The sequence below is a fragment of the Dorea sp. 210702-DFI.3.125 genome (assembly GCF_020560945.1).
Taxonomy (GTDB): Bacteria; Bacillota; Clostridia; order Lachnospirales; family Lachnospiraceae; genus Dorea; species Dorea formicigenerans.
In genome coordinates this window covers 51,680-76,279 of sequence record NZ_JAJCNF010000012.1, presented here as the reverse complement: position 1 = coordinate 76,279, position 24,600 = coordinate 51,680, and the positions used below count along the sequence as shown (strand labels likewise).

Genomic DNA, 24,600 nt, shown 5'->3' with positions numbered 1-24,600 from the left:
CCCTCAAAAATTTTCCAATGATTTACCGGATTTTGATCTTTTCTTTTTTGTTTTATATAGCTATTTTTCATCATCGTATTTCACATGCCTTTTGCCTCATAATCATTCATGACAGGCATTTTGCTTTCTCAACTCTTCGCTTATGGTCTGCTTAATTTTTTTATCATCCAACGGCTTTGCAAGATGTGCGTTCATTCCTGCTTCCATACACCTTTCGGCATCTTCCCTGAATGCATTTGCAGTCATAGCAATGATAGGGATTGTTTTTGCATCTTGCCGTTCCAGGTCTCTTATTGTTCTTGTAGCAGTAAGACCATCCATCACCGGCATCATAACATCCATTAAAATAACATCGTATGTTCCCGGTTCGGAAGCTTCAAAATGCTGAACAGCTTCTAACCCATTGTTCACTGTTTCTACTTTAGCTCCATTTTCCGTCAGCATAAATTCTGCTATTTCCACATTCAGCTCATTATCTTCAACCAGCAATACCCGGATATCTGATATATCTGCATCAAAATCTTCTTTTTCTTCTGACCGTGCATTCGTATCAATTTTAAATGGAAGTATTACAGTAAAACAGCTTCCTTCACCAAGCTTGCTTTCAACTGTTATGGTTCCGCCCATCTTTTCTACAAGTTGTTTCACAATAGGCATTCCCAGACCTGTCCCATTATAATCAGAACGTGGGGAATTATCTGCCTGTACAAATGGAGTAAACAATTCATTTTTTATAAATTCTTCTGACATTCCAATTCCATTATCTTTTATTTTAAATTCACATGTCATGTGATCTTCTAATCTTTCAATCGTTCTCATACTCATGTAAATAAAACCATTCACCTTATTGTACTTCATACTGTTTGTAAACAGATTCATCAATATTTTTTTCAGATGAACTGCATTGCTCCAAACATATATACCACTGTAATCATCATGTTCTCCTATAACATGAAGTCCTTTTTCTTCTGCCTGAAAAGATAGTGACTCCGTGATTTCCTGACATACCTGATCCAGATTGATGGATTCATCACCAAAAACCACTGTATCTGATTCTAACTTTGCCATATCTAAAACATCATTTATCAATGATAGTAGCAGCTTCGATGACTCATATATTTTATTCATGCAATCCTTTGCCCGCTCAGCATCATTTCCGCTTTTCTCAAGAATCGTAAGCATGCCAATAATACCATTGATCGGTGTTCTGATATCATGAGACATATTATTTAAAAAGGAGGTCTTAGCCTTATTGGCACTTTGCGCTTCTGCAAGTGCATTATGTAATTCCTGCTGTTTTTCTTCAAGTTCCTGATTCAGCTTCAATGCCTGCTCAGCAGACTTCTTGGATTTTTCTTCCGCACGTTTTGATTTTTTCAAAGAATCAAGAATGATACACAGAACAACGAAAAAAGAAATTCCAGCGATAAGTGAAACTGTCAGTAAATTGTCCTGAACAAAATCCTTCGCTGTAACTTTTCGTGAGGAAGCATTATACGAAACTACTGCACCTGAAAACTGAGTTGTAGGCATAGATGTCAGTGTTTTATTCAGAATGGACAAAAGAACCGGTTCTCCCTGCTGAACAGCAAATGGAACATCAGCTTCTTTTGTCAGGAAAACACTATGAAGCTTATTATTTTTCAAATAGTCTGAAACAGTACCTGAATTGCTTACAATACAATCCGTCTCCCCTTTCTGCATTGCTTTTACTGCTGCATCTGATGTTTCATATTCCACAACCTTCCATTGCGGATAATTGTATGAAAGATATGCTTTCAATGCAAAATCATCTTTTTCAACGGCAACTATATTCTCTTTATTTTCATCAAAAGAATCCTTTGCCGTAATTGCTGCCATATTGAGAGTCAACAGCGTATCCGACAAAGCAAATCCATTTGTTTCTGCAAAGTATGGATTCTGGTTTGCATGAAAAATCAGGTCTATTTTTCCATCCTGCAATGCCTGAAGCAGTTCACTTCTTGTCTCATATCCATTTAATTCAAATTCCAGAGTCTGACCTTGCAGACAGTTTTCTGCAAGATCCACATAATCTGTAATAACACCTGTCAGTTTACCTGTTAATGGATCTACACTGCTGATACCTCCATCCTGATTCAGATACCCTATCCGGATTGCACCATGCTGCCCGATCCACTCACTTTCTTCTTTTGAAAGAAACGAGCTGCTCTGTGCAGAAAGATAACGCCTGTAGAGATCATCTGTGTAAAATGGATTGTCATCCTTGATTCTGCGCATAGCACTATCCAGTGCTTCTTTGATATCCGGACGTTTGGGATTTATGGCAAAATAGATTTCTGTCTCTCCAATACTTGTAACAGGCGAAATATCAGATTCTTCCCAACGGGATTCTTCTACTGAAACGAAGCAGTCAATTTCATGTTTCGACAGTTTGTCCATAACTTCTGCGGTATTAGAAACATTGATATGCTTCGTATGCAGACCATATTTTGATTCCCATTCATTAAGCACATCCTCCACTATATTATCTTTAGACACACCAATATTTTTTCCCTCAAAAGAATCCAGATTTCCTGCTGTAAGATCCTTATTGGATGCATCCGTATAGATGTAATATTTCTCTTCCCCCATAGGCATATCGGAAAAAAGCATATTTTCAGCACGTTCGTCTGTATAGGAAATGCCACCAAGAATATCAATCTCTCAATTTTCCAACTGTGTAAAGCAGTTTTTCCAATCACTTGTTATGTATTTATATGTCCATCCTGCATAACCTGCAATATCTTGAAGATACTCATAACCATAGCCGCTTCTTTCTCCCTTTTCATTGACTACATTATAAGTTTCCTCAAAAGATCCTACCCGGATAACATGATCCGAATTTTCTTGAGCAGATGTGGAAACAGGAAAAACAACCAAGCATATCATTGTGCAAAATATAAAATAACAAAATTTGAAATTTCTTATATTCTGTACTAATTTGCGCTTCTTCATCTTTCTCCCACCCTCCAGTCTACAGTCGCTTGCTTGCAGATTTTAATTTTACATTCATTAATGTTCAATACCCCACAACATTTTTATAAATATCTTTGCGACAGCTTCTGCTGTACTTTTACTATAATTATACTCTACAGCCAACTTGTTTCAATTTACTAACAGAGTAATTACATTCTTTTACTCTTTATTATATAATTCAATTGTATGTTCACAAATCGTTTTTTTCACTTTTTCAATATCCAAAGGTTTAGCTAAATGTGCGTTCATTCCTGCATCTAAACATCTTTGTACATCTTCTGCAAAATCATTGGCGGTCATTGCAATAATCGGAATTATTCCTGCATCTGGTCGATTTAATGCCCGGATTGCTTTAGTCGCTGTCAATCCATCCATTACCGGCATCATAATATCCATAAGTATTGCATCAAATGTACCCACCGGATTATTATTAAATAATTCGACAGCCTGCTGTCCATCATTAACCATTGTAATTATTGCACCTTCATCTTCTAAAAGTATTTCTGCAACCTCGGCATTCAACTCATTATCCTCTACTAACATGAGATTTAAACCGTGAATGCTATTCTCTTTATCCGCCTCTTCTTTCTTAGATTTTTCTGGTGCAGCTCCCATCTCAAAAGGCAATTCAACTACAAAAGTGGATCCCTTTCCCACTTCGCTGGTAACAGAAATCGTGCCTCCCATTTTATCAATCATTTTTTTCTCAATAGCCATGCCAAGTCCGGTTCCATGATAATTGCTCCGGGCATCAGCTCTTTCTTGTGCAAACGGTTCAAAAATATTTGTCGCAAATACAGCGGATTCGTTATAACGTACGGATGTACCCAAATACTATCTTCTGAAAAATCCACTGAAATTCCCTTATCCAGAGCACTTCCATCTATAATAGCTTTCATATCATAGAAAACATCAGGTAAACAGACTAATTCTGATGATAATTCTTCCCTGCCATCCTCCAATTTACTCATTTGTAAGACATCATTAATCAAAGATAACAGATGGTTTGTCGCCTTTTCCATTTCTTTGTAATTTTCACGTACTTCATTTTAGCTTTATAATTTTATTCATGAAATTATTTTTTCTCATCTATAATATCTCCCACTGATGCAACATACTTCTTATTTCGATATATCCAAAAATAATATCACCAATCAAGAGAGATATCCGACAATTCCTATATATCCATCTTTCTTTAAAGGAGACCATAAGGTATGCAGTTTCAGATCATACATCTGCCTTTTATTTTCCACCTTTGCCATTAACTGCAATGAGATTTCTGTATTCTGTATTGATGTCTGGTCCAGTAACGCTCTGATATGTTGAATATCTTCACTGCTTACTTCGAACAGTTTGAATATATCAAACTTCGGATCATCTCTCTGACACAGTATCTGCCGGTTTCCGTTAATTATAATCAGCCGACCTGAAATTGCATTATACTCAATGGAAATTTTGCCACTGTCCATTTTAAAAAACTCTATCTTTTCCTGCATAAGCTTAATGACACACTGCGAATAATTTTTACGGGGTAAAGACTTTTCCTTTAGTATTTCGTCAGAGAGCCTCTGTGCTTCATAATACTGTTTATTATCATCCGTTTCATTCGTATACATCTTGGAAAACTGAAGGCTTAGTTCTTTCAGGCACTTAAGAAGAACCGGATTGAACTGCCCGCATTGCCCGTCCAGAATCATCTTGATTGCGGTATCATGCTCAAATGCTTTCTTATAACATCGTTCACTGGTAAGAGCATCATAAACATCCACAATAGACACCACCTGTGCAGAAATTGGTATTTTTTCACCTTTCAGACCATCCGGGTAACCCTTTCCATCCCATCTTTCATGATGCCATCTGCAGACTTCCCATGCGGTATGTACCAGTGGATGATCTTGTAAAAAATGCATGTCCCGGATCATGGATGCTCCAATCTCACTATGGGTTTTCATAATTTTAAATTCTTCATCGGTCAGTCTTCCGGGTTTATTCAGTATTTCTTCCGGAATGCGTATTTTACCAATATCATGAAGCGAAGATGCAGTTGTAATTATAGCAATATCGGTCTCCGTCAGATGATATGCATCCGTTGTTTTTACCAGTTGCCTCAGCATCATTTCCGTCGCAGTCCGGATATGTAAAATATGTTCGCTGCTCTCACTGTTGCGTGATCCTAATACATTGCTCAGAATCCTGATCATAATATTATTATTTTCTTCTTTTTCATAAACCTGATCAACGACCACATTGATCAGGCGCTTTTGATTTGCATATAGCCCCAAAGTATTTTGAACTCTCTTTTTTACGATAACAGAGTCAAATGGCCGTGTAATATAATCTGTGATTCCCATCTCATATGCTTTACGCATAGTCTCAACAGATTCTTCCGAAGATATCATAATTACAGGAGTTTCTTCAATGCATTGGCTTAGTTTCATCCATTTCAGGACTTCAAATCCATCCATCTGTGGCATATTGATATCTAAAAGCATCAGATCAATTCCAATATTTTCTCCTATCATCTGGATTGCCTGATTTCCATTTTCAGCTTCCAGATAATCATAGGTTTCTCCAAGAAATTCTTTCAATATATCCCTGTTAAACTTTGCATCATCGACAATCAGTATTTTTTGTCTTTTATTCATATTTTCTATTTCCTTTATTCTTGTGGTCTTTAGAAATCCTATAAATTAAAAAAGACACTCCCTATCGATAGTTTTTTAATCACTTTCCTTAAGAAGGCTAATTATATTTCTTGCATAACTGTTTATTTTTATACATATTAGCATCTGCATCATCCAATAACATCTGCATTGTACACGACATATTATCGGAGGATAATGCCCATCCGCATGCATAGTCGATTGGTATTTGATTTTCATAACTATTTAATCTATCTTTTTCTCTGTACAAGGATTTCAATATTTCCTTAATTTCCGCCTCACTTGTATGATGAATGACTGCTATAAACTCATCTCCGCCATATCTTCCAACAAAATCCTTTTCTGGAATAACACTGCGCAAAAGCTTTGAGAAATTCATTATTAATTGATCTCCTGCGGAATGTCCCATTGTATCATTTACAGTTTTTAGATTATTTAAATCAAACATTATGCATGCTGTAGAATCTGTAATTATATCTTTTTTATTAAGAAGCTCTTTACAGGCATTTTTATTTGGCAGCCCAGTATGGGCATCTACGAATGCTTTCTGTTCCAGCAGTCTGTTTTGCATTGCCATCTGCATTGCCTTTAGAGTCTGCATAATAACCAATATCACCAGAATCAACATATCAAGTGCCGACAAAAGCTCTATAGTACGAATCTTTATAGCGATCTTTTCTGAATAGCTTTCTGCGGCAGAGACAGTTTCATCTGCCATCGTAAAATATATTTCACTCATATTAACAATGTCTGTATTTTCGTATCCCTTATTTCTTACTGCTTCAATTTCTGTTTTCAATTTATCCCAGTAATCACTCTGGATTTTCAATTTCCCCTGATATTCTTCGTCATTGAGTTTTACCAGATTATAATGTCCATCCTGATATCTCAATCCAAGAAGAATATCATCCAAATATTTAATTAATTCATCATTTTGGTTTCCTGTAATTTCTAATTTTACTTCGCGCTGTGTAGCTCCACGTACCAGACCTGCATAATTTATTACGCGTGCCGTCCCCTGCAGCCTGCTAATCTGAATCATCATAAAAATAACAAGAACCACTAATATCAATATAAGGAAACTCTGTATAATACCTATTATATTTTTATTTTTCTTGTTTGTCTGCATTTCACAATTTATCCCGAATCTCAAATAATATTCATTTCAATAACTATGCTATTCATTTACTTTCTCCCTATATTAGGAACAAATACTTTTAATAGTCTTTTTCATCTTTTCAATATCCAAAGATTTCGCCAAATGTTTCCGTTCAAAAGCGCCACACGCATACCGTTGTAAGTGCTGTAATTGCCGTCCACAATCGTGCTGTTGTCACTGCGGACGGTCAGCATCCCATGATTGGTTCCGATTGGACGTGAAAAATCAAACTTTTCTTCTCTGTCCGGTGTTTTGCGGGCAGATGTTACCATGTCGATCTCGCCATCTTCAAGCATCTGCTGCATAGCATCCGAGATAAGCTGTTTCTGGATTCTCCCTATATTTTTCATAGACTGCAGCTATCTGATTAACATCGGTACTTTTTTCATATGCTCCCATATCATGAAACTCATCACATTCTGTGGCAAAATATTCCAGATAAGGTTCTTTCTTCGGTGGCATATTGTTGAGGACGTTATCAATCATGTTATAATTCGCCCTTCGACTAGCTCTTTGATCGCCTTCGGCAGGATTGCAGAGGTGCGCAGTAGAAGTATGTCATGCAATTGCATGACGCGCACCTCGCAGCAAGAATGCCGAGGCATTCTTGAATCTGACACTAATTCAAAATAATCCACATGACTTCTTTTGCTCCCTATGTTATACTTGCATCTGGTGATTTCATTTTAAGAGAGGATTTTTACAAATGATACGAAAATTATACTCATTTTTCCAGAAAGAGACTGTTTTATCTATCTCTGTGATTCTGGCTGTTTTTTCGATGTTCTGGATAAAACCGGACCACACTTATATTTCTTATATTGATTTTCGAACCCTCGGTCTTTTATTTTGTCTGATGACAATTGTAGCAGGGCTGAAAGAGATTGGCGTTTTTGATTTTCTGGCAGAAAAAATGTTGTTAAAAGCCCACGGAACAAAAGCAATTGTAACACTGCTCGTACTGTTGTGTTTTTTCTTTTCTATGGTAATTACAAATGATGTTGCTCTGATTACATTTGTGCCTTTAGCACTCATCATGTTGCATAAATTACCGGAAGAACTGACCGAATACTGGCTTATAAAAGTAGTTGTCATGCAGACGATTGCTGCAAATCTCGGAAGTATGCTGACTCCTATCGGAAATCCACAGAATCTTTATCTTTACGCCCAGGCTGATATGTCTGCTTTCGCATTAATACGATTAATGCTTCCTTATTCTGTCGTTTCCTTGATATTGTTACTGTTCTGGATTAGGTTTGCCGCATCCAAAGCTCCAAAAATGAGCAAAAAGAACGATATATCCCTGTCATTTTCTAATACTTCCGAACATCATAGGGAAAATATTCTGAAAAGTACTGCAAACCGAAAAACAGAATATCTCGTTGCATACTTGTTACTTTTTGCAGCCTGTCTCCTGACCGTTGCACATATTCTCGACTTTCGGATTCCGCTCCTTTTGGTTGTTCTTTATGTCATAATTCGCAACCACACTTTGCTTGGGAAAGTCGATTACTCTCTTCTGGCAACCTTTACTGCATTATTTATTTTTATTGGAAACCTTGGACGTATTTCTCAGTTCAGCCATTTTCTCAGCAGTATTATGACCGGACGTGAGACAATCACTGCAATTCTGGCAAGCCAGGTCATGAGCAATGTGCCAGCTGCGATTCTGCTGTCTGGTTTTGCAAATAACTACACATCCTTGATCATCGGCACCAATATCGGCGGACTTGGAACACTGATTGCCTCTATGGCAAGCCTCATTAGCTTTAAATACATTGCAAAAGAGAATCCTCACCTGCGTGGAAAATATTTCACTTTATTTACAGTTGCAAATATTCTATTCCTGGCAATTTTACTTTTGCTAATCAAATGCCTTACAGCATTTTAAGCCAGCTATTTTGAATCTTATACTTTTTATTTCGCCGCCTTTGTTGAGCAGCTACCATAATTTTTCACTTTATTTTTCTTTATATTTCTCTGTCAGTTCTGCTACTTTTTTGCTGTAAGCATCGCCCTGTTTCTGCTGTTTGAGCTGGCTCTTGATCTGTTCTTTCACCTCGTCAAAGCTGGATTCTGCCGCATCTTTTTTCTCCTCAACTTTAATCAGGTGATATCCGAACTGTGTTTTCACAGGTCCGACTACATGCCCAATCTCTGCTGCAAATGCTGCATCCTCAAATTCCTTGACCATCTGTCCTTTGCCGAATTCTCCAAGGTCTCCGCCTCTCTGTCCGGAAGGGCATGTAGAAAATTCTTTTGCTGCGTCTTCGAATACTTTCTCACCGCTTACAATAGATTCCAGAATCTGATTACATTTTTCCTCGGAATCTGTAAGGATATGCTTTGCGTGAACAGTTGCCCCTTTTTTAAACTGAGACTTATTTGCTTCATAATAATCTTTGACTTCCTCGTCAGTCACTTTCACACTATCAAATAACTGCTTCATAGCAAGGCGTGCAAGAATATCTTTTCTTGCATTCTCCATTACACTCTTGTATTCTTCCGTCTCATCTAACTTCAGATCTTCTCCGTATTTTGCAAATGAATAAAGTGCTTCCAACTGCTCCTGGCACTGTGCACGGAACTGCGGATTAGATGCATATGCCTGCTGCTCTCTCGGAAGGCTCTTTATAAATGCATCGACCTCTTTATCTGTAATTTCGTGTCCGCCTACAACGGCTAATACTTTCTGATCCATAATCTTATATTCTCCTTTTATCATGTCAAGGGTCTTATTCATAATTTGTCCGCCGCCCCTGACATTTCATTCATGTACGTAAAGCGGACAACTCCTGTATATTATACTACATACCCGTACCTGAATACCAGTCTAATTTTCCACCACTGCTCCTCACGCCACAGCTCCTCTTTGCACCAGCCAGGACATCCACAGAAGCACTGCCACGCCTAACAGTGCACAGAACAATAAGGAAAATCAAATACATAGTACTGTGAAATCAAAGTAAATATTTCTATCAACAGAACCTTTTATGACAACATCTCTTTCACACAAGTACTCCGATAATCACTCGGTGATATTTTATATCTTTCTTTAAATACTCGGTTAAATGTCCTCTGACTTTCAAATCCACTATCCAGACAAATGTTTGTAATAGAATCACTCGTATTTTCCAAACGATGGCATGCATAGTTCAGCCTTGCATCGTTAAGATATTGATTAAAGTTTCTGTGGAATGTTTTGGAAAAGAGTCTGGATAAAACATATTTGCTCACCCCCAGATCTTTTGCCATCTCTTCCAGAGAAAACTTCTTCTTAAAATTTGCTGATATATAGGAAACTGTCTGGTAAATAAGATCATTGCTCCCCACACTACTCTTTTCTACCAAATTTAATTTTCCTATGCAGCGTGCCAACACAATTTGAAGATATGCCTGTGCAACAGTAATATCCGACTGTTCTGTCTCTAAAATTGCATTTATAACCCTATATACCTCCGGTTCAACCTTTTCCGCTTTGATGATTGGGTATTCAGGAGCCATGGATTGCATGATATCTGCAAATTTGACTATCGTAAATGGCGATGCAATCAGATAAGTCGCTTTATTTACACCGGGTGTCAGTACCTGATAGTGATGAATAACATCTGGAAATACAAAGCCTATATCTCCTTTTTCCATATGGTATAGTTCCTGTCCGACACCAAGTTCTAATGCCCCACTTGTTACACAAACGATCTCCAGTGCATTATGAAGATGTGGTTCAATATGTTTTGACTTCCTATTTATTGCTATAATCTCCTCTTTTGTGTCAACATATTTTAACTGCATGAAATACTCCCCTTTGCAACATTTGTCTATATCTTCTTTCGATTTGGCAAGCAATTCTTTTACACCTATCTTATAATCAACTTGTAAATAAGGAAAGGAGGAATTGCAAATGAGCAACCTAAAAAAATATCTGAATGACCTTTTAGTATTCTACACTGAATATTTTGAGCATCCTTACCATGTATAAATACTAAAAGGACTATTTTGTGAAAACTGTATATTTTCTTAAGGCCATTTCACAAAAATGAAGTGGTCCTTTTTTATTTTCAAAATACAGTTCAATCACTTTATATATAGAAAAAAGCATTGTCTCATCGAGCAATGACCAGACAACGCTTTCTCCTGTCAATTCTAATTTATGTCTGATGCATCTGTTATTTCATCTGCAGCAATTCCTTTTTCTGCTTTCAGTTTTTTATTTGCATCTTCTACATTCATTCTTGAAAGTACAAACATAATCAATACATCAAAGATTAACGGAAGCCAAAGATACATAAACTGCATCATATCAAGTGCAGACTGCGGCTGAGTTGCATTTGTTCCGATATATCCACTGAACTCAAGCAGCCATCCAACAACAGCGGTTCCAATACCTCCACCGATTTTTACGCCAAGAGAAGTACAAGAGTACATCGTTCCGTCAATTCTCTTTCCCTGTGTAAGATAAGTGTATTCAGAGCAGGATGCGATAACTGCATTCATATCTCCCTGCCATGGTCCCTGACCTAAGGCTGCAAGAGCTGTAAATGCCATCATCAGCGGAACACTGCCCATATATCCTGCAACAACAACAAGTGCTCTACCGATGACTGCTAAGACATAACCTCTTAAGTTCAGTTTATACATACCTTTCCACTTACCAACTAATGTCGGTGTGAAAATCAGGGCAATGATCAGTGGAATATTTACTGCCCATGCAAATTGTCCAAACAAATTCTTATTTTTCAGTACCCATGTCATGTAATAAATGCCAGCTCCAATCATGGCACCATATAACTGCTGTAAAATATATGTTCCACAAATCATCATGTAATATTTGTTTTTAACAAGAAGCTTGAATGCCTGTACCATTCCGTACTTTTCATTATCATCCTTTACTGCTCCTTCGTTAAGTTCTTCCTCAGGAAGTTCCTTAACAGAAAGTGCTGAAATCGTATTTACGACAAGACCAATGATTGCATAGATAATAGCAACCGTTCTCCATGCTGCAGCATCTCCACCACATTTATCTACAAATCCAACTGTAATTGCCTGAATCAGAAGACTTGTTGAAAACGCAAAAATAAAACGGTAAGATCCCATCTGCACACGCTCTTTGCTGTTCTTTGTAATCAGTGACGTAAGTGCTGAATAAGCAATATTGTTTGCTGTATAAAACACACCATTTAACAGTGTGTAAGAGATAAAGAACCATGCATATTTAGCCGTTGTTCCCAAGCTGACTGGTACTGCAAAACAGCAGACCAGCGTAATGGCACAACCAATATATCCATATAGCATCCAAGGTTTCGCTTTTCCCATTTTACTGTGTGTTTTGTCAATCATTGATCCAAAAAATATATCCGTAAAACCATCAAATAGTTTTGATACGGCAATCAGGGTACCTACGACACCTGCAGCAAGTCCTACTGAGTCCGTCAAATAGACCATCATAAAAGATGTCAGGAACGCATAGACTACATTACCTGCAATATCGCCTGATCCATATCCAATTTTGTTATACCATTTCAAATACTTTTTTTCTTCCATCGAATTTCTTTGCTCCTCATCTTCATCGCACTTAGAATTTCAAGATGTCTAACAGAGTATGATGTCTAATTCTAATTTTTTCTCTGTTTTTGTCTGATTGCTCTGTATATCCGGACTTTACATTGCAATCAGACTATCCTTCTTTGTTTACGAGTTACATGAAACTTTATTATCCCTTTACATACGGTATCAGCGTAAACTGGAACCGGAATAATACATCATCAAATCGGTACTGATCCAATACAACTGGACCACAACTATTAGAACCAATGCCATTTAATGCGTAGTCAACGCAAAATACTACACTATCTGATTCTGTCAGTTCATAATTATGCGTTTTCTCCTCAAGTTCTTCCTGCGTATAATAAGAAGCATTGAATGAAAAGGCATTTTCCGAAGAGACCACAATTCCATATCGGCTGTTGTTAAGCTCTACACATTCACAATCATAATGGCTTCCATTTTCCTGTGGGCGAATATAATCCTCATGCAAATCATCTACATTTGCCTGATACAAACCGTGGCTCGCAGCCTGATGTTTGTCACAATAGCTTTCCTGTGGTCCCATTCCAAAGTATCGTACAGCTGAAAGTTTTTTATCCAGGAACATCCTCACACCAAATCTTGGCAGGTCCGGGAATTCATCATCTTTTGTTACTTCAATATCTGCATCAATCTTTCCAGCAGCTTCTATTTTCCATGTGATCGTCACATCAAGAATCTTCTGTACTGTCTCTGCCACAACGGATGCACGGCTTGTAATTTTCACACCATGCTTTCCCTGCACGACCTCTGTCGTGTAAGCTCTTGTATAAGCTTTATCATAATGGGCTTTCTTCCATTCAGACTTGATGTACATATCGTTATCTGTTGGAGCTCTCCAAATATTTAATTCCATTGGATGGTTCAAGTATTCCCGCCCTGCGAATTTCATCTCTGTAAAGAGTGCAGTACGTTTGTCTATGGTATAAGCAAATTCACGCCCCTTGATATGGATCTGTGTATCATTTTCATTTACCTGTAACTCAGAGTCCACTGCTGTTTTTTGTAGCCATTTCTCAGCAAGTTTACATTTTGCACCGTCTTTGCTTACCTCAATTTCATCGAATCCAAGAATATGGTCTTCATCCAACAGTGGCAATTCCTTTTTCAGATGGTAAATAAATTTTAAATAACATTTTCCACTCTCTGGCACATTGATTTTAAGGTTTATTTTTCCTTCACTGTGTGGTGCTGCTGAAACTTCTGGAAGTTTACCTTTGCTGATTACAAGCCCGTCCTGCGTCAGTTCATAACTGATCTTCACATAATCTTTCAAGTCATCAAAATCCATGTAGTTATGAAGCACCAGTTCTCCGCTTTCTTTGTCATAGGAAATAACCCTTGCCGGGCGATAAACATTCTTGTATTCCAAAAGTCCTGTATGTACCGTTCTGTCCGGATATACTAATCCATCCATACAGAAGTTGCCATCATGAATTCCTTCGCCATGGTCGCCCCCATAAGCATATATAGTCTTTCCATTCTCAGCAGTTCCATGAGCAATCGCATGGTCACACCATTCCCAGACAAAGCCGCCGCACATTTTATCATTATCCTGAATCATCTGGAAGTAATCTTCAAAATCTCCAGGTCCGTTTCCCATGCTGTGACAGTACTCTACCAAAAGGAAGGGTTTGCTTCCATCTTTATCCAGATATTCCTGAATTTCGGAAAGCGCTGGGTACATCCGGCTGTACACATCCAGATTGCTGTAATCATATGTTTCATCATAATTACGGTATCTTGCACTCTCATATTGTGTGATGCGGTCTGGATCAAAATTCTTTGTCCATTCCAGTGCTTTTTCAAAGTTGCAGCCATAAGCACTCTCATTTCCCATTGACCACATAACAATACAGAAACGGTTTTTGTCACGTTCCACCATGAGTTTTACGCGATCAACGATTGCCTCTTCCCATGCCGGATCATCTGCAATCATCTCATTCCATCGTTTGAACCGATTGTAATCGGTGTCTTCTTTTCTGTAAATCATAAATGGACCATGAGCTTCAATATCTGCTTCATCTATCACCATGAATCCATACTTGTCACACATTTCATAGAAAAATGGTGCGTTCGGATAGTGGCTGGAACGGATTGCATTAAAATTATACTGCTTCATTAACGTAAGATCGGTTGTGAGCTGTTCCAGACTGATTGTAAATCCAGTAACCGGATCGGAATCATGTCGATTGACACCACGGAATTTAATCTTCTGTCCATTTAGGTAAATGACCTGGTCTTTAATCTCTATCTTTCTTAATGCAATGTGATCTACAATTACTTCATTCTCTGTTTCAAGAATCAGTTTATATAGATATGGATTTTCTGTATTCCAAAGTTCCGGACTTGCAATTTCTAATACAGCTGTTCCTTCTTCAGCAATACTTCCTAGTGCTACAACTGCTCCGTTTCTATCTTCAATCGAAATTTTTACATTTAAGGGAGAGTAGAATTTCATTTCAATTTCTACTTTCGCAAGCATATCCTCAATTCTTGTTTTAATATGATAATCACTGATTGCCTGTTTTGGGCGTTTCAAAATGTACACATCCCGAAAAATACCACTCATACGGAATTTGTCCTGATCTTCCAAATAGGAACCATCACACCATTTCATTACCAACACTGCCACCGTATTCGTTCCATCCTGAAGTACATCGGTAACATCAAACTCACTGGTCATATGGGAAACCTGGCTGTATCCTATGTAAGAGCCATTGATCCATACATAAAAGCAACTGTCCACTCCTTCAAAGTTCAAAAAAGCTTTTGATGCTTTCTCATCTCTGCTGTACTCAAAAGTATGTACATAAGCTCCACACGGAATATCCTGTGGCACATATGGTGGATCAAACGGAAACGGATACCGGATGTTTGTATACTGGTGTGTATCATATCCTGCCATCTGCCATACACTTGGAACCTGAATCTCATCAAAATTTTCTGTATCATAATTCTTCTCAAAGAAAGAATCCTGAATGTCATAGATGCTGTTAAAATACTGGAATTTCCAAGTTCCATTCAATAACTGCATACGATCTGATTCTTCTCTGTGTTCCACCAAGTTATCCATTCTTTTGGATGCCGGAATATAATAGGATCTGGCTGGCATTGTGTTTTCGTGCAGTACGCTTAGATTTTCATAATAACGTGGTACGATCATAAATAGCTCTCCTCCAATACATATACTTTTTTGTTCTTTGTTTCCCTAAAGCAAACCTTATACTTTACTTTTTTGTTTACGTTCCTTAGTTATACTATATATAGCTTATCCTAATCCGCAAAATATGTCTATGAATTGGATTAGACAAAATATGCACTAAATGATACAATGATAAAAAGTGCGAAAAGAGGTGCTGTCCTATGTATTTGAACACCGGTTATTTGAACCACTCACATATGGATTTCAAAGACAAAAGTCGTCCGCTGATTGTAGGTAGCTGTGGTACTTACCGTCTTTCCAGACATTCCAAACTTCCTACCTACCGTCCAAGGGGGCGTCTAGATTATCAGATTATCTATATCACTGCTGGTTGTGGACATTTTCATTTTGATAATGTAAATAACGAAACGATTGTTCCAGCCGGCAACATTGTACTGTACAGACCGAAAGAACTTCAGAAATATGAATATTACGGAGAAGATAAGACAGAAGTATACTGGATTCACTTCACAGGAAGCAATGTGAAAAATATCTTACGTCAATATGGGTTCCCGGATAAAGAACGTGTCTTTCAAGTGGGTACGTCTAATGAATATGAACATATTTTCAAACGTATCATTATCGAGCTCCAACGCTGTCAAGATAATTATGAGGAAATGCTTGTCCTTTTGCTACGTCATCTTCTGATTAGTTTCCACCGGGAACTGACAAGAGAGCACATATTAAAAAATGAATATCTTGATCATGAGATGGATAATGCTGTTACCTTTTTCAGTGAAAACTACAATCAAAATATCAATATTGATGATTATGCTGCCTCACGAGGCATGAGTGTCAGCTGGTTTATCCGAAATTTCAAAAAATATACCGGTTCTACACCAATGCAATTCATTGTGGGAATCCGTATCAACAATGCTCAGATGTTACTTGAAACAACAACTTATTCCATCAATGAGATTTCTAAGATTGTCGGATATGATAACCAGCTTTATTTCAGCCGGCTTTTTCACAAGCTGAAAGGATATTCGCCAAGAGAATACCGAAAAATAAGAAATAAGTTATGAAATCTATAATGTCATAAAAACTAAACGCAAAAAAACCTTGAATCATCCCATTTTCATAGGAAATTCAAGGTTTTTCGTTGATTTACATGATAATAATACGGTTCAAATTCTTATGCGAACTGTAAGATTATGCGTTCATCTGAGCTGCAACTTCTGCTGCAAAGTCCTCATTCTTTTTCTCAAGACCTTCACCAGTCTCGAAACGAACGAATCTCTTAAGCTCTACAGGTGTTCCAACTTCTTTGGATACCATCTCAAGATACTTAGCAACTGTCTCTTTGTTCTCAGCTTTTACATACTCCTGCTCTAACAGGCAGATCTCTTTGAGCTCTTTTGCAAGACGTCCAGTAATCATCTTCTCGATGATGTTCTCTGGCTTGTTCGCATTCTTAGGATCATTCTTAGCCTGAGCGATAAGAATCTCTTTCTCGTGCTCTTTGTACTCTTCCGGTACATCATCAGTAGATACATACTTCGGATTCAGAGCTGCTACCTGCATAGCAACGTTCTTAAGAGCCTCTTTAACTCTCTCGTCATTGTTCTCTGTCTTAGCTTCTACTAAAACACCAATCTTTCCTGCTGCGTGGATGTAAGATACAACGATTCCATCCTCAGATACGATTTTCTCAAATCTTCTGATGTTCATGTTCTCACCAATCTTAGCGATCATAGCTGCAAGTTTCTCATCTACTGTCATAGATGTATCAAGTGCCCATTTTTCAGCCTTGAATGCATCGATATCAGCTGCATCTGTGTTTGCTGCCTGCTCAACAACTTCTTTAACAAATGTCTGGAATACTTCATTCTTTGCTACGAAGTCTGTCTCAGCATTAACTTCTACGATTGCTGCAACTTTATCACCATCTTTGATAGTTGTTGCTACAAGTCCTTCAGCGGCAATTCTTCCTGCTTTCTTCTCAGCAGTAGCAAGTCCCTTCTCACGAAGGAATTCAATAGCTTTGTCAAAATCACCATCTGTTGCAGAAAGTGCCTTTTTGCAGTCCATCATTCCTGCTCCGGTCATCTCTCTTAATTCTTTTACCATACTAGCTGTAACTGCCATCTTTTTTGTCCTCCAATTAATTAATGTAATTAATCAATATTATCTGGTTCTTACTCTTCTGTTGCCTCTGCTACTTCTTCAGCTGCTTCAGCTTCCTCGTATACGTCAGCGCCAGCCTCGCCCTGATTAGCTTCGATAACAGCATCTGCCATCTTAGAAACGATCAGTTTTACTGCACGGATTGCATCGTCATTTCCTGGGATAACATAGTCAAGCTCTTCTGGATCACAGTTTGTATCAGCGATACCGATAAGTGGAATTCCAAGTGTGTGAGCCTCCTGAACACAGATTCTCTCTTTCTTAGGATCTACTACGAAAATAGCATCCGGGATTTTCTTCATCTCTTTGATTCCGCCAAGGTTCTTCTCAAGTTTCTCCCACTCTTTTTTGATCTGGATAACTTCTTTCTTAGGCAGTACATCAAATGTTCCATCCTCAGACATTCTCTCAATCTCTTTGAGACGGGCAATTCTGCTCTTGATTGTCTTGAAGTTTGTAAGCATTCCTCCAAGCCATCTCTCATTTACATAATACATTCCGCAGCGCTCTGCTTCTACTTTGATTGCATCCTGAGCCTGTTTCTTTGTTCCTACGAAAAGGATTGTTCCGCCCTGTGCTGCAATATCAGATACTGCATAGTAAGCCTCATCAACTTTTCCTACAGATTTCTGTAAGTCGATGATATAGATACCATTTCTCTCTGTGTAGATGTAAGGAGCCATCTTAGGGTTCCATCTTCTTGTCTGATGTCCAAAGTGAACACCTGCTTCTAAAAGCTGCTTCATTGAAATAACGCTCATGTTTCTTTCCTCCAATTGGTTTTTTTACTTCCGCACCGGTATACGTCCTTGAAACCAGTCTCTTTCTTTTGACTGGCACCGTCTCAGACAGCCATGTGCGTGCTTTTTTGCGACCTTAAAATGATATCATAAAACCCTTGCGAATGCAAGGGTTTTTCAAAAACATCATATCGGATTTTTGCATGTTTTATATTTTATATTTTTACAATATCCGTAATTTTTACTACCAGTAACGTCTTACAGCAACAATCATTCTGTAATATGCGTTGGACGTTTTTATTCCACCTGCCGGATAAGGTTTACTGTTGGAAGCATGTACAATCTGTCCTCCACCAATATAAATTGCGACATGCCCCTCATAACAGACCACATCTCCCGGCATCATATCTGAAACAGCTACAGCTTTTCCGCCATAACGAAGTGATGTGGAATTTCTCGGTGTAGATATTCCAAATTTTGCATGAATCTGCTGCACAAACCCAGAACAGTCAATTCCATTCGTCAGACTGTTTCCTCCATATACATACGGATTCCCTATGTATTCACAGCCTTTGTTGGCAATCTTCTGTCCAGCAGATGCATTGTCCGGCTTGCTTGTATTAGAAGAATTTCCTGTTGACGGCTTTGTCGTTGTCCCTGTATTTCCGGTCGTTGGTGTGGCCGTACCTGTATTTCCGGTTGACGGTGTTGTCGTACTTACATTTCCAGTCGATGGCGTCGTTGTATTCCCCGTTGACGGTGTTGTATTTCCTCCGGTTGGCTTTGTCGTGCCTGTATTGGCTGCTGGACCCACCTGATTAGCCGATGAAACATTTCCCGTCTGATTTTCACTCTTACTCTGAGCTATTTGCTGCTCTTCCTGCATTCTTGCTACTTTTGCATCTGCCTCTGCCTGCGCACTTGCAAGCTGGCTGTCAAAATCTGCGATCTGGGCACGCATCTGGGTTAAAGTTGATTCTAAATTTGCCTGTTGTGAACTCATCTCCTGCGCCATGACTTCCATATCTGCCTGTTCACCTTCAAGTTCTGTTTTCAAATTCGCAACTTCTTCTTTTGTCTGCACATATTCCATTAGTTTGTTTCGGTCATAACCATGAACTTTCTCGACATACTCAGACTTATTGACTAAATCCGAATAGGATGTTGCAGTCAGAATAGCCTCTGCAAATGATGCATCACCATTTTCATACATATATTTTATACGAAGCTTCATATCTTCATATTGCTTTTGCTCATTCTCTTGCGCAACTGCAAGGTCTTGTCCAACCTCACCAATTCTCACCTGCTGATTCTCAATGTCTTGTTGCAGCGCCTTATAGCTGACCAACAATGAAACCAACTGGGAATTGATACTATCTGCCTGTGCCTCAACCTCACTTTTCTGATTTTCCAGTGTTTCCACCTGATTCTCCGGTTCCGCAAATACTGGTGTTACAAACACTGTCGTAACAAATAAAGTGCTCACTGCAGCAGAGGCAATAAGCGCCCGAGCAACTCGTACTTTCATTTTCTCACCCTTCCTTATTAATTACCCTTTTACATTCAGGTTTCTCCCCCGCCCGAATGTTATACTCCTCATTTGCCTTATACGTTCAGAATACAATAATTTTACTGAATTATCAATAATGAAATTGTTTTTTTCAGACATTTTCAAATGTGACTCACCTATGGTTCAAATATGACTCAATTCAAGAATGCCTCGGAGTTTTTATATCATGGAAATTGTAATTTTCTAAAGATGTTGGGGGCAAAAGCCCCAACTATGATGCCTACGGATTGTTTCGTGCTTTGCACTCCCACTGGCATCATGATATTAAAAATGCCAGGATTCAAAAGAAATCCTGGCAAATAAATTCAATATTCTTTTATTAAGGACGTACGATTCTCATATTAGAAGGGACACTTGCTACTTTTACTACATCACCTGTATGTGGTGCATGGATCATCTGACCATTTCCAATGTAAATTCCACAGTGTCCGGATCTTACACACACATCTCCAGGCTGTGGGTTACTCACTGTCGGAAGGGCATTCAATGACGCTGATGTGCAGGAACGTGAATATCTACCTGTCAGGCAGAAACCTACAAGACCTGAACAGTCAAAGGAATTCGGTCCTGTCGCTCCCCATACATACGGTTTTCCAAGTGCAGATTTTGCACGGGACACTGCGTCTCCTGATACATAACTTGGAGCATTGTTGCTTGTTCCTTTATTGGAACTATTTCCCTTATTGCTATTACTTGAGCTATTGCTTGATGAGCTGGAAGAATTATTCCTGTTCGATGCAGCCTGCTGTCTTGCTGCTTCTGCTGCCTGTCTTGCTGCTTCTTCCTGCTGTCTCTTCAGCTCTTCTTCCGCCGCCTTACGCTCAGCTTCTTCGATCTGCTGATCCAGATCAGACACCTCTGCCTGCTTAGATGCGATCAGGTTATCAAGTTTCGACTCCTGTGACTCATACTCTGTCTGCATACTTTCAAGCTGTGACTGTTCTTTTTCCAATTGATCTTTCAGATCAGAAATCTTCTGCTTTGTCTCTACGTACTCCTGTAATTTCTGTCTGTCGTAATTATGTACATTACTTACATATTCCGCTTTGTTGACCATATCAGAGAAATCCTCTGAACCAACTAAGCTTTCTACAGCACTCTGATCACCAGCTTCGTACATATACTTAATACGAACCTTCATATCTGCATACTGTTTCTGTTCTTCTGCCTCGGCATCTTCCAGATCTGACTGTGCCTGAATAATCTCTTCACCTTTACTGCTAAGTTGAGACTCCAGCTCCGTAATCTTTCCCACTACTGTATTAAGCTGGGTCTGGAGTGAACTTACTTCATTCTGTGCGGACTCTTTGCTCTTTTTCAAATCGTCAACAGATGGATCTGCAAAAACCGGTGTCACAAGTACAGAACTGGCAACTGCCGCCGCCAGAATTCTCTTACCTATTTTGTTCATATTCATCTTCCCTCTTTTAATTATTTTTCTTTCGAAAACGCCCCATCGTTATTATACACATTTTTCATAGTTTACGCAACCCGCTACAAATTTGACGCAATCTTTATCATTTTGTGTCCATTTTTTTACCATTTCAGATACAATTCCATCAAAGATGTCTAGATATGCTCTTGTATATGACAAATGCCAGTCCTTTCAAAAAAGAACTGGCATTAAATTATTCATTTTCTTATATACTTTATGGACGAACGTACCACATATTAGATGGTACTGCAGATATTTTCACTACATCTCCTGTGTGTGGTGCATGAATCATCTGACCTCCACCTATATAAACACCTACATGCCCAACTCTTACACAAATATCTCCTGGCTGTGGATTACTTACCTTAGTCAATCCAACGAAATCACTGGAGCTATATGTATGTGAATATCTTCCTGTCAGACAGAAACTTACAAGTCCGGAACAATCGAAAGAATTCGGTCCTGCCGCTCCCCATACATACGGTTTTCCAAGTGCTGAATATGCACGGGATACTGTACTTCCGGATACGTAACTACCAGAACTGCTGCTTGATGATGAACTGCTGTTTCCTTTGTTACTGGAACTGCTTGAATTCGAGCTGCTGTTGCCTTTATTACTATTGGAGCTGCTTGAACTATTGGAGTTGCCAGAATTACTATTCGTTGTTGTACTATTCTGAGATGCTGCCTGAAGTTGTTTCTGTCTTTCCTCTTCTGCTTTCTTCTGACGCTCTTCCTCTTCTTTCGCTGCCTTCTCTGCCGCTTCCTGAATCTGTGAATCAAGATCTGCTACTTCTGCCTGTTTTGAATCAATCAGAGTTGTCAGATTAGACTCTTCTGTCTCATATTCTGTCTGCATGCTCTCAAGCTGTGACTGCTCTGTCTCAAGCTGATCCTTCAGATCAGCAATCTTCTGCTTAGTTGCAACATATTCTTCCAGCTTGTCGCGATCATATCCATGTACACTTTGAACATACTCAGCTTTACTTAACAGATCCGAAAAATCTTCTGAGCTTACCAGTGATTCAAGCGCTGTTGCATCACCAGCCTCATACATATACTTGATACGAAGCTTCATAGCCGCATACTGTGTCTTCTCGTCTTCCTGTGCCTGCTCCAGATCTGCCTGCGCCTGAATAATCTCTTCACCCTTTGTTGTAAGATCAGCTTCCAATTGAGTAATCTTACTTACAATACTCTGAAGCTGTGACTGAAGTGAGTTTACTTCACTTTGCGCTGATGCCTTACTCTTCTGAAGATCATCTACTGAAGGTGCTGCCAAAACCGGTGTAACTACTAAACTGCTCGTAATTAATGCTGCCAGTATTCTTCTTCCAAATTTATTCATATAAAAACTTCCTCACTCAAATGTATACAATTTTATATAGTTTTGCTACTACATCTAGATGTTATTATACATGAGTCAGTACATATTTGCAATATTTTTTAACATTTTTGTAACATTTGGATCAGTCAAGCCATGCAGGAAATTCAAGTCGAACGTCCGTGAGACAAATTTGCTATTACTCACCACCTGAAGGTGGGAGTCTTCTCGACTGAGATAAATATGGGGTGAGAAATCAAGCTTGTTTGAAGTTCTCACCCGATACTTATTTTGTTACTGTACATTCATATTCGTATATCCCATCAGGCTGACATCGATTTCCTGTGCGGCTTCTCTTCCTTCGCGGATTGCCCATACAACCAGTGACTGACCTCTGTGCATATCTCCCGCTGTGAACACCCGCTCCACATTTGTATGATACTCACCTGCCGGTGTTGCCACATTTGTACGCGCATTGACTTCCACGCCAAATGCTTTTGTCACATATTCTTCACTTCCAAGAAATCCTGCTGCAATAAGTACAAGATCTGCCTGTACTGTATACTCAGTTCCCGGTATCTCAGTCATCATCATGCGTCCGGTTTTCTCGTCTTTCTTCGGCTCCAGCTTCACAAGTGTGACCTTGCAGAGATTTCCTTCCTTATCTTTGATGAACTCTTTGACCGTTGTCTGATATACACGAGGATCATGTCCGAAGACTGCCGCTGCTTCTTCCTGACCATAGTCTGTTTTGCAGACTTTTGGCCACTCCGGCCACGGGTTGTTATCTGCACGAGTATCTGGTGCTTTGGGCATCATTTCTACTTGAAGAACAGATTTTGCGCCATGTCTCATAGAAGTTCCGATACAGTCATTTCCCGTATCACCTCCGCCAATAACGATAACGTGTTTTCCCTTTGCAGAAATGTATGTGCCATCCACCAGTTTCATATCATTTGCCCACAATGCTTTTGTCGTGGACTTCAGGAAATCGACTGCGAAATAAATTCCTTTTGCGTCCCGTCCCGGTGCTTTGATATCTCTTGGATGAGAAGCTCCACAGCAGAGAACTACACGGTCAAACTCTTTTAATATAGAAGAAGCTTTTTTGTCTTTACCGATATTGCAATTTGTTACAAATGTAATTCCTTCTTCTTCCATAATATTTACCTTACGGTCAATATACTGTTTTTCCAGTTTCATGTTTGGAATTCCGTAACGAAGAAGTCCTCCGACTTTGTCTTCCCGTTCAAACACTGTCACGCTATGTCCTCTGCGGTTCAGCATATCTGCCACAGCAAGTCCGGACGGTCCTGATCCCACAACAGCTACTTTCTTTCCGGTTCTGACTTTCACCGGTCTTGCCGCAGCGTATCCTTTTTCGTAAGCATTTTCAATAATACTGTACTCATTCGCTTTTGATGATACTGCATTTCCGTTGAGTCCACATGTACATGCTGCCTCACAAAGTGCAGGACATACCCTGGAAGTGAATTCCGGAAAATTATTCGTCTTTTTTAACCTATAATAAGCCTCTTCCCAGTTGCCGTGGTAAATCAGATCATTCCACTCCGGCACCAGATTATGGAGAGGGCAGCCACTTGCCATCCCCATAATCATCTGTCCTGCCTGGCAGAACGGAACGCCACACGCCATACATCTTGCACCTTGGCGCTCCTGTTCTTCTTTTGACAAAGGTGTGTGGAATTCGCGGAAATGCTTGATTCGCTCCTTCGATGACTCTGCCGGCTTATCCTGTCTTTCATATTCCATAAATCCTGTTGGTTTTCCCACGTT

18 protein-coding genes and 1 pseudogene are annotated in these 24,600 nt (G+C 39.0%); 2 read left to right on the top strand and 17 right to left on the bottom strand.

Annotated elements, in window-relative coordinates; translation table 11 throughout:
• Nucleotides 1-102 precede the first annotated feature (102 nt).
• The 7 genes and pseudogenes from LI164_RS07655 to LI164_RS07625 form a co-directional block, all read right to left on the bottom strand.
• Nucleotides 103-2,634: a response regulator gene (locus LI164_RS07655; protein WP_255642290.1), complete on the bottom strand. Its 2,532-nt coding sequence runs from the start codon at nucleotides 2,632-2,634 to the stop codon at nucleotides 103-105.
• A gap of 51 nt (nucleotides 2,635-2,685) precedes the next feature.
• Entirely contained in the window at nucleotides 2,686-2,976 is a 291-nt protein-coding gene (locus LI164_RS07650) for a transporter substrate-binding domain-containing protein (RefSeq protein ID WP_227086964.1), read from the bottom strand.
• Nucleotides 2,977-3,156: 180 nt separating this feature from the next.
• Complete coding sequence (locus tag LI164_RS07645; protein ID WP_227086963.1) at nucleotides 3,157-3,828, bottom strand: response regulator; 672 nt, start codon at nucleotides 3,826-3,828, stop codon at nucleotides 3,157-3,159.
• A 323-nt stretch (nucleotides 3,829-4,151) separates the two neighbouring features.
• Nucleotides 4,152-5,642: an HD domain-containing phosphohydrolase gene (locus LI164_RS07640; RefSeq protein WP_227086962.1), complete on the bottom strand. Its 1,491-nt coding sequence runs from the start codon at nucleotides 5,640-5,642 to the stop codon at nucleotides 4,152-4,154.
• Nucleotides 5,643-5,739: 97 nt separating this feature from the next.
• Entirely contained in the window at nucleotides 5,740-6,789 is a 1,050-nt protein-coding gene (locus LI164_RS07635) for a GGDEF domain-containing protein (protein WP_173793768.1), read from the bottom strand.
• A 101-nt stretch (nucleotides 6,790-6,890) separates the two neighbouring features.
• Complete coding sequence (locus tag LI164_RS07630) at nucleotides 6,891-7,091, bottom strand: transporter substrate-binding domain-containing protein (RefSeq protein WP_319637992.1); 201 nt, start codon at nucleotides 7,089-7,091, stop codon at nucleotides 6,891-6,893.
• 34 nt (nucleotides 7,092-7,125) lie between these two features.
• Nucleotides 7,126-7,317, bottom strand: a pseudogene (locus LI164_RS07625) (hypothetical protein); the annotation flags it as partial.
• Between the two features lie 208 nt (nucleotides 7,318-7,525).
• Here LI164_RS07625 and LI164_RS07620 point away from each other — a divergent pair.
• A complete protein-coding gene (locus LI164_RS07620) occupies nucleotides 7,526-8,710 on the top strand; it encodes an SLC13 family permease (protein ID WP_117657154.1) in 1,185 nt (394 codons plus the stop codon).
• Nucleotides 8,711-8,779: 69 nt separating this feature from the next.
• Here LI164_RS07620 and LI164_RS07615 read toward each other — a convergent pair whose 3' ends face one another.
• The 4 genes from LI164_RS07615 to LI164_RS07600 all read right to left on the bottom strand — a co-directional run bounded on the left by LI164_RS07615 (nucleotide 8,780) and on the right by LI164_RS07600 (nucleotide 15,568).
• Complete coding sequence (locus LI164_RS07615; RefSeq protein ID WP_040015193.1) at nucleotides 8,780-9,520, bottom strand: peptidylprolyl isomerase; 741 nt, start codon at nucleotides 9,518-9,520, stop codon at nucleotides 8,780-8,782.
• A gap of 290 nt (nucleotides 9,521-9,810) precedes the next feature.
• Complete coding sequence (locus tag LI164_RS07610) at nucleotides 9,811-10,611, bottom strand: AraC family transcriptional regulator (protein WP_092069620.1); 801 nt, start codon at nucleotides 10,609-10,611, stop codon at nucleotides 9,811-9,813.
• 351 nt (nucleotides 10,612-10,962) lie between these two features.
• A complete protein-coding gene (locus tag LI164_RS07605; RefSeq protein WP_173793770.1) occupies nucleotides 10,963-12,360 on the bottom strand; it encodes an MFS transporter in 1,398 nt (465 codons plus the stop codon).
• A 169-nt stretch (nucleotides 12,361-12,529) separates the two neighbouring features.
• Nucleotides 12,530-15,568: a glycoside hydrolase family 2 TIM barrel-domain containing protein gene (locus LI164_RS07600; RefSeq protein ID WP_117657156.1), complete on the bottom strand. Its 3,039-nt coding sequence runs from the start codon at nucleotides 15,566-15,568 to the stop codon at nucleotides 12,530-12,532.
• Between the two features lie 200 nt (nucleotides 15,569-15,768).
• Between LI164_RS07600 and LI164_RS07595 the strand changes: the two genes are divergently transcribed.
• Nucleotides 15,769-16,632, top strand: a complete 864-nt coding sequence (locus LI164_RS07595; protein WP_117657157.1) for an AraC family transcriptional regulator — start codon at nucleotides 15,769-15,771, stop codon at nucleotides 16,630-16,632.
• A gap of 127 nt (nucleotides 16,633-16,759) precedes the next feature.
• Here LI164_RS07595 and tsf read toward each other — a convergent pair whose 3' ends face one another.
• The 6 genes from tsf to LI164_RS07565 form a co-directional block, all read right to left on the bottom strand.
• Nucleotides 16,760-17,695 (bottom strand): translation elongation factor Ts, encoded by a 936-nt coding sequence (tsf, locus tag LI164_RS07590; RefSeq protein ID WP_117657158.1) that lies wholly within the window; start codon nucleotides 17,693-17,695, stop codon nucleotides 16,760-16,762.
• 50 nt (nucleotides 17,696-17,745) lie between these two features.
• Nucleotides 17,746-18,495 carry a 30S ribosomal protein S2 gene (gene rpsB, locus LI164_RS07585; RefSeq protein WP_022278765.1) on the bottom strand — a complete coding sequence of 250 codons (750 nt, stop codon included), beginning with the start codon at nucleotides 18,493-18,495 and terminating at the stop codon, nucleotides 17,746-17,748.
• Between the two features lie 223 nt (nucleotides 18,496-18,718).
• Entirely contained in the window at nucleotides 18,719-20,002 is a 1,284-nt protein-coding gene (locus LI164_RS07580; RefSeq protein ID WP_227086961.1) for an NlpC/P60 family protein, read from the bottom strand.
• Between the two features lie 361 nt (nucleotides 20,003-20,363).
• Entirely contained in the window at nucleotides 20,364-21,455 is a 1,092-nt protein-coding gene (locus LI164_RS07575) for a C40 family peptidase (RefSeq protein ID WP_117657195.1), read from the bottom strand.
• A gap of 238 nt (nucleotides 21,456-21,693) precedes the next feature.
• Nucleotides 21,694-22,827: a C40 family peptidase gene (locus LI164_RS07570; protein ID WP_005335675.1), complete on the bottom strand. Its 1,134-nt coding sequence runs from the start codon at nucleotides 22,825-22,827 to the stop codon at nucleotides 21,694-21,696.
• 270 nt (nucleotides 22,828-23,097) lie between these two features.
• Nucleotides 23,098-24,597, bottom strand: a complete 1,500-nt coding sequence (locus LI164_RS07565) for a glutamate synthase subunit beta (RefSeq protein WP_147567411.1) — start codon at nucleotides 24,595-24,597, stop codon at nucleotides 23,098-23,100.
• Nucleotides 24,598-24,600 lie beyond the last annotated feature (3 nt).

Excerpts from the sequence above, each read along its gene's own strand:
- LI164_RS07655 (WP_255642290.1), bottom strand. The coding sequence starts at position 2,634 with ATGCTTTTTTCCGATATGCCTATGGGGGAAGAGAAATATTACATCTAT.
- LI164_RS07650 (WP_227086964.1), bottom strand. The coding sequence starts at position 2,976 with ATGAAGAAGCGCAAATTAGTACAGAATATAAGAAATTTCAAATTTTGT.
- LI164_RS07640 (WP_227086962.1), bottom strand. The coding sequence starts at position 5,642 with ATGAATAAAAGACAAAAAATACTGATTGTCGATGATGCAAAGTTTAAC.
- LI164_RS07635 (WP_173793768.1), bottom strand. The coding sequence starts at position 6,789 with ATGCAGACAAACAAGAAAAATAAAAATATAATAGGTATTATACAGAGT.
- LI164_RS07630 (WP_319637992.1), bottom strand. The coding sequence starts at position 7,091 with ATGGTAACATCTGCCCGCAAAACACCGGACAGAGAAGAAAAGTTTGAT.
- LI164_RS07620 (WP_117657154.1), top strand. The coding sequence starts at position 7,526 with ATGATACGAAAATTATACTCATTTTTCCAGAAAGAGACTGTTTTATCT.
- LI164_RS07615 (WP_040015193.1), bottom strand. The coding sequence starts at position 9,520 with ATGGATCAGAAAGTATTAGCCGTTGTAGGCGGACACGAAATTACAGAT.
- LI164_RS07610 (WP_092069620.1), bottom strand. The coding sequence starts at position 10,611 with ATGCAGTTAAAATATGTTGACACAAAAGAGGAGATTATAGCAATAAAT.
- LI164_RS07605 (WP_173793770.1), bottom strand. The coding sequence starts at position 12,360 with ATGGAAGAAAAAAAGTATTTGAAATGGTATAACAAAATTGGATATGGA.
- LI164_RS07600 (WP_117657156.1), bottom strand. The coding sequence starts at position 15,568 with ATGATCGTACCACGTTATTATGAAAATCTAAGCGTACTGCACGAAAAC.
- LI164_RS07595 (WP_117657157.1), top strand. The coding sequence starts at position 15,769 with ATGTATTTGAACACCGGTTATTTGAACCACTCACATATGGATTTCAAA.
- tsf (WP_117657158.1), bottom strand. The coding sequence starts at position 17,695 with ATGGCAGTTACAGCTAGTATGGTAAAAGAATTAAGAGAGATGACCGGA.
- rpsB (WP_022278765.1), bottom strand. The coding sequence starts at position 18,495 with ATGAGCGTTATTTCAATGAAGCAGCTTTTAGAAGCAGGTGTTCACTTT.
- LI164_RS07580 (WP_227086961.1), bottom strand. The coding sequence starts at position 20,002 with ATGAAAGTACGAGTTGCTCGGGCGCTTATTGCCTCTGCTGCAGTGAGC.
- LI164_RS07575 (WP_117657195.1), bottom strand. The coding sequence starts at position 21,455 with ATGAACAAAATAGGTAAGAGAATTCTGGCGGCGGCAGTTGCCAGTTCT.
- LI164_RS07570 (WP_005335675.1), bottom strand. The coding sequence starts at position 22,827 with ATGAATAAATTTGGAAGAAGAATACTGGCAGCATTAATTACGAGCAGT.